A 9,889-nucleotide genomic window follows, 5' to 3' on the forward strand; every position below is an offset into this window, starting at 1 on the left:
GAGGGCCGACACGCCGTCGACCCAGGACACGGCAGGGAGATCAGCTGGCCACGGAACGGGACATCACGTGACCACCAGAAAGGAGATCAACTGGCCGCCTACGAGGAGGTTACGGTGGCCATGGACATCCCTAACTACTTCTGCCCTCCCGCATGCGGCAGGGCAGAAGTAGTTAGGGAGGGGGTTGTTGGTCGGGCGTGGCCGGGAGAGAGGGCCTGGAGGCTTACCAGCTGGAGTGGACGGGGCGTCCCTCGTTGAAGCCGGACGCCGACTGGATGCCGACCACCGCGTTCGCGGCGAACTCGGGCAGGGTGCGGGCGCCAGCATAGGTGCAGCTGGAGCGGACGCCGGCGACGATGAAGTCGATCAGGTCCTCCACGCCGGGGCGGGCCGGGTCGAGGTACATCCGGGAGTGCGAGATGCCCTCTTCGAACAGCGCGGCGCGGGCCCGCTCGAACCGGGACTGCTCACGGGTTCGCATGCGTACCGCGCGCGCCGACGCCATGCCGAACGACTCCTTGTAGGGGCGTCCGTCGTGGTCGGTGACCAGGTCGCCGGCCGATTCGTGGGTGCCGGCGAACCAGGAGCCGATCATCACCGCGCCGGCACCGGCCGCCAGGGCGAGCGCCACGTCGCGGGGGTGCCGGACGCCGCCGTCCGCCCAGATCGCCTTGCCGGCGGCGTTGGCCTCAGCAGAGCATTCCAACACCGAGGAGAACTGCGGACGTCCCACACCGGTTTGCATCCGGGTGGTGCACATCGCGCCGGGTCCGACGCCGACCTTCACCACGTCGGCGCCGGCCTCGATCAGGTCGGCGGTGCCCTCGGCGGTCACCACGTTTCCGGCCACCAGCGGCAGGGTGCTGCCGCGGTCGGTCAGCATTGCCCGCACCACCCGCAGACCCTCGATCATCCGCTCTTGATGACCGTGGGCGGTGTCCATCACCAGCACGTCGGCGCCGGCGTCCAGCAGTTCCGCGGCCCGCCGTTCGACGTCCTTGGAGATGCCGACGGCAGCACCCACCCGCAGCCGCCCGTCGCCGTCCAGCGCCGGGGGATAGAGGGTGGCGCGCAGGGCGCCCTTGGCGGTCATCAGCCCGGCCAGCCGGCCGTCCTGCACCGCCAGGGCAACCCGGTGCCGGCGGACGTTCAGCAATTCGAAGACCTCGGCCGGGGGAGTGGACGGGTCAACCAGCGTCAGGTCGGTGGACATCGCTTCGTGCACCTGCACGAAGCGGTCCAGCCCGGCAGCCTCGGACGGCCCGAGCAGGCCGATCGGGACGCCGTCGTCGACCACCACGACCATGCCGTGTGCCCGCTTCGGCAGGAGGTTGAGCGCCTCGCCGATGGTGACGCCGGGGTCCACATACACCGGGGTGTCGAAGACGGTGTGCGCGGCCTTCACCCGGCCGATCGTCTCGGCCACGATCGAGGTGGGCAGATCCTGTGGAATGATCGCGACGCCGCCGCGACGAGCCACCGTCTCGGCCATCCGGCGTCCGGAGATCGCCGTCATATTGGCCACCACCAGTGGCAGCGGCAGCCGCAGTGCGTCGGTGCTGGTCAGGTCCACGTCGAGCCGCGAGGTCACCGAGGAGCGACGCGGTGCCATGAACACGTCGTCGTAGGTCAGGTCATAGGACGGCATCGGATTCAGAAAACGCACCGGCAGATCCTATCGCGGGCCGACCATGTAAAAAGCGGTGCCGCCAAGAGAGAGTCTCGGCGGCACCGCTGTGGCGTGTCGAAGCGATCAGTGACTGATCTCGCTGGGATTCTCCCCGGCAGGAACCTCGTGATCGGAGTCGCCGTGGCCCTCGGCATGATGATCGGCCTCGGCGATCTCGTCCGCGGTGGGCTTGCTGATCACGCCGGCGAAGTACCAGCGCGACACCAGCGCCCGCCACTTGCTGACGCCCTTGCCCTTCTCGGCAACGCCGCGTGCGTCGGTGGCCGGGGCCGCCTCCAGCGCCTTGCCCTGTGTGTGCTGGGTGAGCGCGAACTTCTCATCGACGAGGATCGGACGATGCGGCTCGGAGTAGCCGCCGTCCGGATCGCGCGAGATGATGCCGGTCTCGCTGCCGTGCAGGACGCGCTCGGCGTCGGCGCGCTGCAGCGAGATGCAGATCCGCTTGGTGACGATGAACGCGAGGATCGGGGCGGCGAACACCGCGATCCGCATGAACTCAGTGACCGCGTTCAGCGAGAGGTGGAACTGGGTGGCCAGGATGTCGTTGCCACCGGCCAGCCAGAACATCGCGTAGCAGGTCATCGCCGCTACACCCAGGCCGGTGCGGGTCGGGTTGTTGCGCGGACGGTCCAGGACGTGGTGCTCGGACTTGTCGCCGGTGATCCAGGCCTCCACGAACGGGTAGAGGCCCATCAGCACGAACAGCGCCGTCATCAGCCCGACACCAGGAAGAACGATGTTCCACGACCAGGTGGTGCTGCCCAGATGCCATTCCCAGTTCGGCATGATCCGGATGGCGCCCTCGACCCAGCCCATGTACCAGTCGGGCTGCGATCCGGCGGTCACCTGTGCCGGGTTGTAGGGGCCGAAGTTCCAGACCGGGTTGATCGACATCGTGGCGCCCATCAGGATCGCCACGCCGAAGACGACGAAGAAGAAGCCGCCGGCCTTCGCCATGTACACCGGGAACAGCGGGTAGCCGACCACGTTGCCGTCCTTGCGGCCGGGGCCTGGGTACTGGGTGTGCTTGTGGTACACGACCATGACCAGGTGCGCCGCGATCAGTGCGAGCAGCAGGCCGGGCACCAGCAGGATGTGCACCATGTAGAGCCGGGCGACCACCAGTTCGCCGGGGAACTCACCGCCGAAGATGAAGAACTCGGCCCAGGTGCCGATCAGCGGAATGGAACGGATCAGGCCGTCCACGAACCGCAGGCCGGTGCCGGACAGCAGGTCGTCGGGGAGCGAGTAGCCAGCGAAGCCCTCGATCAGCGACATCGCGAACAGTCCGACGCCGATCAGCCAGTTGAGTTCGCGGGGTTTGCGGAACGCACCAGTGAAGAAGATGCGCAGCATGTGCACCGTCATGGACGCCACGAACAGCATCGCCGCCCAGTGGTGGATCTGCCGCACCAGCAGGCCGCCGCGGACATCGAACGACAATGCCAGCGTGGAGGCGAAGGCCTCGGACATCGACAGGCCGCGCATCAGCTGGTAGGTGCCCTCGTACTCGACCTCGGCCATCGACGGCTTGAACCAGATGGTCAGGAAGACGCCGGTCAGCAACAGGATGACGAACGAGTACAGGGCGATCTCGCCGAGCAGGAACGACCAGTGGTCGGGGAAGATCTTGCGCAGATTCTTCTTCAGCAGCGACGCCAGCCCGAGCCGATCGTCTGCCCAGGTAGCGACCCCGGTCACCCCGGCCGGCAGGTTCGGCTTCGGCGGGCGCTCGGCCTGGAGGGCGGGTGAATCGCCGGCAATCTCAGTGGGCTTGGCCATCACCGATCACCTTCCTTGAAGTCGCGCGTGGAATCGCGCTCGAAGTAGCTCGGGCCGACCGGGACGGTGAAGTCGCTGCGGGCGATCAGGTAGCCGTTGGCATCCACCGTGATCGGCAGCTGGGGCAGCGCGCGGGCGGCCGGGCCGAACACCACGAGACCCGAGTTGCCCAGGTCGAAGGTCGACTGATGGCACGGGCACAGCAGATGGTGGGTCTGCTGCTCCCAGAGGCTGATCGGGCAACCGACGTGCGTGCAGATCTTCGAATAGCAGAGGATTCCGCCGACCTGCCAGTCCTTGCGGGACTCGGGGATCTTGATCCGGGACGGATCCATCCGGACGATGATGATCGCCGCCTTGGCCTTCTCGATCTGGAAGTCGGCGCCGTGGTGGTCCCACAGGGTGCCGGGCTGGGCGTTGACCAACTGGCCGATCTCCAGATCGGACGCCTTCAGCGGCTGCTTGGTCACATCGTTGACCAGCGGAACGCCCTCGGCCCAGATGGTGCGCTCGATGGTCCGCTTCCGGGTCTCGGCGGTAGGCCACGGGCCCATGTCGGCGAACAGCACCACGGCGGGCACCGCGATCAGGCCGAGGGCGCCGCCCAGGGCACCGCCGATCAGCTTGCGGCGTCCCAGCGCCGACTGCTCGGCACCCTTGGCGAACTCGGCCGCGAAGACCTCGCGATCGGCCGCCGACGACGCCGCGGCGTGCCGGTCTTCGGCCACCTCTTCGTCGCCCATGATCGTCTTCGCCCAGTGGATGCAGGCGAGGCCGATCAGCAGGGTGGCCAGGCCGCCGGTGAGGCCCAGTAGGAAGGTGGTGGCGTCCCAGTGCAGGCCGAGGATCGTCACCGACGAGTTCCGCGGGATGGTGAAGTAGAGCACCACGAACGCGATCGCCAGCACCGGGACGGCGCCCAGCATCAGCACCACCTGCCGGTAGACCCGGTCTCCGGCGGCCTTGTCGGCGTCGGTCCAGCGCTCGACGTGCTCTTCGATGCCCGGATCGGGCACCGGGAAGCGCTCGAGGTCGGCGCCTTCTTTGCTGGTTTCGATGCTCATCGAGCCCGAGCTCCCTTCGCGGCGATCCAGACGGCGAGCAGGCATAGCCCGCCGATACCGATGATCCAGGCGAACAGACCCTCCGCGACGGGGCCGAGGGCCCCGAAGGTCAGGCCGCTGCTCGGCTGGGCGTGCAAGGTCTCCAGGTAGCCGACGATCGCACGGACGTCCTCGTCGGGCAGCGCGCCGCTGCTGAACACCGGCATCTGCTGTGGCCCGGTGCGCAGGGCCTCCCAGATGCGCTTGCCACCGACACCGTTCAGGCTAGGGGCGAACTTGCCGTTGGGCAGCGCGCCGCCGGCGCCCTCGAAGTTGTGGCAGGCGGAGCAGTTGGTGCGGAACAACTCGCCGCCCATGGCCAGCTGTTCGGGGCTGAGGCCCTCACCGCTGTACTGCTCGCTGGTCGGAACCGCCGGGCCAGGGCCCAGTGTCGCCACGAAGGCGGCCAGCGCGGCGATCTCGGAGTCGGAGTAGGTGTTCTGCTTGCGGGGCGCCTGGGCGCCGGGGTTGGCCATCGGCATGCGGCCGGTGCTCACCTGGAAGTCGACGGCGGCGGCGCCGACGCCCACCAGGCTCGGGCCCTGGCCGGTGCCCTCGCCGTTCATGCCGTGGCAGGACGAGCAGGTGACCCGGAACAGGGACCTGCCCTCGGTCACCTGCTGGCTATTGCCGGTATCGGCCGACACGCGGGCGGCCGGCGCCACGGCGGCGTACAGCGCGCCCATGAGCAGCAGGGCCAATACCAGCAGCGCGGGACGGGCGGCCCGTCCTCGCCGCTTGGCGGTCAGGAAACGCACGGGGATTCCTCCTAGATCAGGCTGCTCAGCGCAGGATGTAGATGACGCCGAACAGGATGATCCAGATCGCGTCGACGAAGTGCCAGTAGTAAGAGGTGACGACGGCGTGAACTGCCTGCTCGTGGGTGAAGGTGCGGCTCATGTAGGTGCGTCCCAGCATGAACAGGAACGCGATCAGGCCACCGGTGACGTGCAATCCGTGGAAGCCGGTAGCGAGGAAGAACGCCGAACTGTACGCGTTGGTGGACAGCGTAAAGCCCTCCGCGAACAGGGTCGCGTACTCGGTCGCCTGCCCGCCGATGAACACGGCGCCCATCACGAAGGTGAGGATGTACCACTCGCGCAGCCCCCACTGGCCGACCTGCAACAGCGACCCGGTGCGACCCACCTGGCCTCGCTCGGCCTTCCAGACGCCCATCTGGCAGGTCACCGACGACAGGATCAGGATCAGCGTGTTGGCCACCGCGAACGGCATGTTGAAGTGCGCCGGGCCCCATTGCCACAGGGCTTCGGTGCCGGCCTGGGTCGCCGCGGCGTTGGTGAGCGACCGCAGGTTGAAGTATGCGGCGAACAGCGCGGCGAAGAACATCAGGTCGGAAGCCAGCCAGATCCAGGTGCCCACGGCAACCATGTCGGGCCGGCCCTTGGCGGGATGCAGACGCGACGGTGCGATCGGGTGCACCGCCCCGTGCGGCACAGCTGCCGCGGCGCTCGAGTGAGAGTGAGTCACCCGGTCATTATGGCTGCTCAGAGCCGATTGGTCACCCTCTGGCGGATGTTGTTTCGCGCGCCGTTACAACGATGCCCCGATCGAGGGTGGTTGGGCGCCGCAACGAACGTGTGGGGATAATGCCAGCATGGCTCCGTTGCCGCCGATGTTGCCTCTCCATGCCGACCCGCGAAACCAGCCTCCGCCGCTGACTCCGGACGCTGTGGCGACCGCGTGGACCTTCGATCCGTGGGTGGTCGCGGCGCTGATCGCGATGGTCGGCCTCTATCTCTGGGGCGTCCGCCGGCTGGTGGCGCGCGGCGACAGCTGGCCGCTGAGCCGGACACTGAGCTGGTGCGTCGGCGGTGCCGGCGTCCTGGCGATCGCCATGCTGAGCGTGCTCGGCACCTACGACACCGTGCTGTTCAGCGTGCACATGGTGCAGCACATCCTGCTGTCGATGGTGGCGCCGGTGCTGATGGCAGTGGGCGCGCCGCTCACGCTGCTGCTGCGCAACCTGGGCGCACTGGGCCGCAAGCGGGTGGTCGCGGTGCTGCACTCCTGGCCGGTGCGGGTGCTCACCTGGCCGCCGCTGGCGACCGCGATGATGATCGCCAACCCCTACCTGCTGTACATGACCGGGCTGTACCCGCTGACGCTGGCCAACGATTGGCTGCACGCCTGGATGCACCTGCACTTCGTGATCGTCGGATGTCTCTACTTCTGGCCGCTGCTCGGGCTCGACCCGATGCCGACCCGGCTGCCGCACTATCTGCGGATGCTGCTGATCTTCGTCACCCTGCCCTTCCACGCCTTCCTCGGGGTGATCATCATGGGCACCTCCGAACTCATCGCGGAGGACTGGTACCTGGCCTTCAACCGGGCCTGGCCGCCGAGCCCGCTGGAGGATCAGAACATCGCCGGCGGCGTCATGTGGGGCGCCGGCGACCTGATCTCGCTGATCATCCTGGCGGTGTTCTTCGTCCAGTGGTATCAGCACTCGCAACGCGAGGCGATCCGCATCGATCGGCAGCTGGACCGGGAGGAGCGGCTGGCCGCACTGGCTGCAGCGGCCAGGTACGATGCTGCCGACACCCCCGGTCAGCTCCCCGCAGACGAGGAACGCGCATGAGTCACGACACCGCCAAGATCCTGGTGTATTCGGACGATCGGACGACCCGCGAGCAGGTGCGCCTGGCGCTCGGCCGCACGGTGGCGTCCGATCTGCCCCCGATCGAGATCTACGAGGCGGCCACTCAGCCGGCCGTGCTGGCGGCCGCGGATGCCGGTGGACTCGACCTGCTGATCCTGGACGCGGAGGCAAACCCGTCCGGCGGCATCGGGCTGTGCAAGCAGCTCAAGGACGAGATCGCCGAGTGCCCGCCGATCCTGCTGCTGATCATCCGGGTCGCCGACGCCTGGCTGGCGACCTGGTCGCGGGCGGACGCGATGTCGATGCTGCCGATCGACCCGGTCCGGCTGCCTGGTGCGGTGGCCGACCTGCTCCGGGCGCGGCTCAGCCAGGCGGTCTGAACATGGCGTCCAGCTGGCCCGATGTGCTCACCGGGCTGATCGCCGGTGAGGACCTGGGCGCCGAGACCGCCTCGTGGGCGATGGACGAGATCCTGGCCGGCAACGCCACCGACGCGCAGATCGCCGGCTTCCTGGTCGCACTGCGCGCCAAGGGTGAGACGGTGGAGGAGATCGCCGGGCTCGCCGAGTCGATGCGCGACCGGGCGACGCCGATCACCCTCGACGCCGAAGCCGTGGACGTGGTCGGTTCCGGCGGCGACCGGGCGAACACGGTCAATGTCTCCACGATGGCCGCCGTGGTGGCGGCCGCTGCCGGGGTGCCGGTGGTCAAGCACGGCAACCGGGCGGCGTCGTCGGCCTGCGGTGCCGCCGACGTCCTGGAGGCGCTCGGGGTGGTGCTGAACGTGAAGCCGGAGGATCAGCCGGCCGTGCTCGCCCAGGCCGGCATCGTCTTCCTGTTCGCTCCGCTCTATCACCCCTCGCTGCGCCATGCTGCGACCGCCCGGCGGGAACTGGGCATCCAGACCCCGTTCAACTTCCTCGGACCGCTGGCCAACCCGGCTCGTCCGGCTGCTCAGGCGGTGGGGATCGCAAATTTGCGGATCGCGGCACTGGTCGCGGGTGTGCTGGCCCGCCGGGGCACCCGTGGCCTGGTCTTCCACGGCGACGACGGCTTGGACGAGCTGACCACCACCACGACGTCCGACGTCTGGCTGATCCGCGACGGTCAGGTTCTGGTCGCCAGCCTGAACCCGGCCGACCTCGGCTTCGCGCCGGCCACTCCTGCCGACCTGGTCGGCGACGACGTCGCGCACAATGCGGACGTCGCCCGCCGCACGCTCGGCGGCGAGACCGGTCCGGTGCGCGACATCGTGGTGCTCAACGCGGCCGCCGCGCTGCTCGCCTTTCACGGTCCCGATCTCGATCGCGACCTCACCGCCCAGTTCGCCGAGCAGGTGGCGGCGGCCTCGGCGGCCATCGACTCGGGTGCGGCCAGCGACGTCCTGCGTCGTTGGGTGGACGTCACCCAGCGGGTCGCCGGGACTGCCTGAGACCCCGGTTAGCCCGAGGGCACCAGTGCCGACGCGGTCAGGGCCAGGAATGGTCCCGCGACGAGTGCCGGGCCGTAGGGGAACTGCCGGCCGCGCCCCGACGCTCGCCAGACGACACCCCAGGCCACCCCGAGCAGGCTGCCCAGCAGCAGGGCACCAGCCAGCAACGACCAGCTGACTGCGGCGGACGCCGCGCCGATCACCGGTGCCAGCCGGACGTCGCCGAACCCGAAACCGCCGCCGAGACGCCAGAACAGCCAGAACAGGGCACCGGAGGCCAGCGCGCCCAACGCCCCGCGCAGCAACGGCTCGGCGCCCAGCCAGGCCGTCGTCGCGAGCATTCCGGCCGTGGTGAGCAGCAGGGACGCCTGGGCCAGTGGTCTCGGCAAGTACGTGGTGCGGGCGTCCACCACGGCCGCCAGCACGGCGGGGCCGACCAGCCCCAGCCAGGTCGGCGTGTGCCGGGGCGCCACCGTGACCACGACCATGCCGGCGGCGGTGACCAACAGGAACACCGCGATCGCCACGCCGGGTGTGGCCAGCGGACGGTACGGGTCGGCGTCCGGCTCATCGACGGGAGCCGGCAGGACGCGCAACAGCGACGGCGTCGCCAGCGCCATGGACGCCCCGTACAACACCGGTAGCACCAGCAGCCAACTCATGCCGGCAGCCTAGGCCGCGGTGCTCGGCCGATGCTGGTCGGCGTCCCGAAGCCGTTCCGCGGCCAGCGCCAGGGTCTCGGTGAGCCGGGTGCAGGTGAGCGTGTCGCCGTCCACCAGCAGCGCCAGTTCATCGGGGCCGATCTGGCACCACTGCGCCAGCCGGAGCGGCGGAAAGCCGTCGGCCAGCAGCCCGCGCAGCCGCTCGGTGGTGAGTGTCGCCGGCACCCGGAGGACCCGCAACGCGCTCAGTTCGTCGGCGTCGACGCGCAACAGCTGTGCGGCCAGCCGGGGCTCGATCCGGGTCATCGGCCGGCCGGCACGCCCGACCAGCAGGGCCCGGACGACGGAAAGGGAGACACCCGCCGCCATCGCGACGACGGGCCAGGGCACGTCGGCGACCGAGGTCGCATGCCGGACGTGCGCGCGGAAGGGTGCGGCGTCCACCCAGGTGGACCGGGGGCCGGCGGACTTCGCCGAAGTAATTGCTCTCACACCTAGAAAGCACTTTTCGAGGGGCGTTTTGTGAGTGGCCGGGCAAAATTCCTCGAAATTCGTCTGATCGGGACGTGGATCGGGGGCGGTCACCGCGGTGTCCGCCCC

Annotated in this window: 10 protein-coding genes; 3 read left to right on the forward strand and 7 right to left on the reverse strand. The window is 69.2% G+C overall.

Translation table 11 applies throughout. The features are described from left to right. Positions 1–223: 223 nt before the first annotated feature. From QM619_RS04150 to QM619_RS04170, 5 genes are all read right to left on the reverse strand, one after another. Positions 224–1,666 carry a GuaB1 family IMP dehydrogenase-related protein gene (locus QM619_RS04150; RefSeq protein ID WP_415104613.1) on the reverse strand — a complete coding sequence of 481 codons (1,443 nt, stop codon included), beginning with the start codon at positions 1,664–1,666 and terminating at the stop codon, positions 224–226. Between the two features lie 87 nt (positions 1,667–1,753). Beyond that, positions 1,754–3,472 carry a cytochrome b gene (locus QM619_RS04155; protein ID WP_415104615.1) on the reverse strand — a complete coding sequence of 573 codons (1,719 nt, stop codon included), beginning with the start codon at positions 3,470–3,472 and terminating at the stop codon, positions 1,754–1,756. Next, positions 3,472–4,536, reverse strand: coding sequence for a Rieske 2Fe-2S domain-containing protein (locus tag QM619_RS04160; RefSeq protein ID WP_415104617.1), 1,065 nt, complete (start codon positions 4,534–4,536; stop codon positions 3,472–3,474). Before QM619_RS04160 ends, QM619_RS04155 begins: the two co-directional genes overlap by 1 nt. Continuing rightward, the gene (locus QM619_RS04165) at positions 4,533–5,333 is read right to left on the reverse strand and encodes a c-type cytochrome (RefSeq protein WP_415104619.1); all 801 of its coding nucleotides are present in this window, start codon (positions 5,331–5,333) and stop codon (positions 4,533–4,535) included. Before QM619_RS04165 ends, QM619_RS04160 begins: the two co-directional genes overlap by 4 nt. A gap of 25 nt (positions 5,334–5,358) precedes the next feature. Then, positions 5,359–5,955, reverse strand: coding sequence for a cytochrome c oxidase subunit 3 (locus QM619_RS04170; RefSeq protein WP_415104630.1), 597 nt, complete (start codon positions 5,953–5,955; stop codon positions 5,359–5,361). Between the two features lie 235 nt (positions 5,956–6,190). Here QM619_RS04170 and QM619_RS04175 point away from each other — a divergent pair, with 235 nt between their 5' ends. The 3 genes from QM619_RS04175 to trpD are packed head-to-tail and all read left to right on the forward strand — an operon-like array spanning position 6,191 to position 8,627. After that, positions 6,191–7,174 (forward strand): cytochrome c oxidase assembly protein, encoded by a 984-nt coding sequence (locus QM619_RS04175; RefSeq protein WP_415104621.1) that lies wholly within the window; start codon positions 6,191–6,193, stop codon positions 7,172–7,174. Next, the gene (locus tag QM619_RS04180; protein ID WP_415104623.1) at positions 7,171–7,575 is read left to right on the forward strand and encodes a response regulator; all 405 of its coding nucleotides are present in this window, start codon (positions 7,171–7,173) and stop codon (positions 7,573–7,575) included. The genes QM619_RS04175 and QM619_RS04180 overlap by 4 nt, the downstream gene beginning before the upstream one ends. Before the next feature lie 2 nt (positions 7,576–7,577). Beyond that, positions 7,578–8,627 (forward strand): anthranilate phosphoribosyltransferase, encoded by a 1,050-nt coding sequence (gene trpD, locus QM619_RS04185; protein ID WP_415104625.1) that lies wholly within the window; start codon positions 7,578–7,580, stop codon positions 8,625–8,627. 8 nt (positions 8,628–8,635) lie between these two features. Here the strand turns inward: trpD and QM619_RS04190 are convergent, their stop codons facing one another. Both QM619_RS04190 and QM619_RS04195 read right to left on the reverse strand, forming a co-directional pair. Next, complete coding sequence (locus tag QM619_RS04190) at positions 8,636–9,289, reverse strand: prepilin peptidase (protein WP_415104626.1); 654 nt, start codon at positions 9,287–9,289, stop codon at positions 8,636–8,638. A 9-nt stretch (positions 9,290–9,298) separates the two neighbouring features. After that, positions 9,299–9,781, reverse strand: coding sequence for a hypothetical protein (locus QM619_RS04195; RefSeq protein WP_415104628.1), 483 nt, complete (start codon positions 9,779–9,781; stop codon positions 9,299–9,301). Between the last annotated feature and the right edge of the window lie 108 nt (positions 9,782–9,889).

The sequence above is a fragment of the Micropruina sp. genome (genome assembly GCF_047606665.1).
Taxonomy (GTDB): Bacteria; Actinomycetota; Actinomycetes; order Propionibacteriales; family Propionibacteriaceae; genus Micropruina.

Excerpts from the sequence above, each read along its gene's own strand:
- QM619_RS04180 (WP_415104623.1), top strand. The coding sequence starts at position 7,171 with ATGAGTCACGACACCGCCAAGATCCTGGTGTATTCGGACGATCGGACG.
- trpD (WP_415104625.1), top strand. The coding sequence starts at position 7,578 with ATGGCGTCCAGCTGGCCCGATGTGCTCACCGGGCTGATCGCCGGTGAG.
- QM619_RS04190 (WP_415104626.1), bottom strand. The coding sequence starts at position 9,289 with ATGAGTTGGCTGCTGGTGCTACCGGTGTTGTACGGGGCGTCCATGGCG.
- QM619_RS04155 (WP_415104615.1), bottom strand. The coding sequence starts at position 3,472 with ATGGCCAAGCCCACTGAGATTGCCGGCGATTCACCCGCCCTCCAGGCC.
- QM619_RS04175 (WP_415104621.1), top strand. The coding sequence starts at position 6,191 with ATGGCTCCGTTGCCGCCGATGTTGCCTCTCCATGCCGACCCGCGAAAC.
- QM619_RS04160 (WP_415104617.1), bottom strand. The coding sequence starts at position 4,536 with ATGAGCATCGAAACCAGCAAAGAAGGCGCCGACCTCGAGCGCTTCCCG.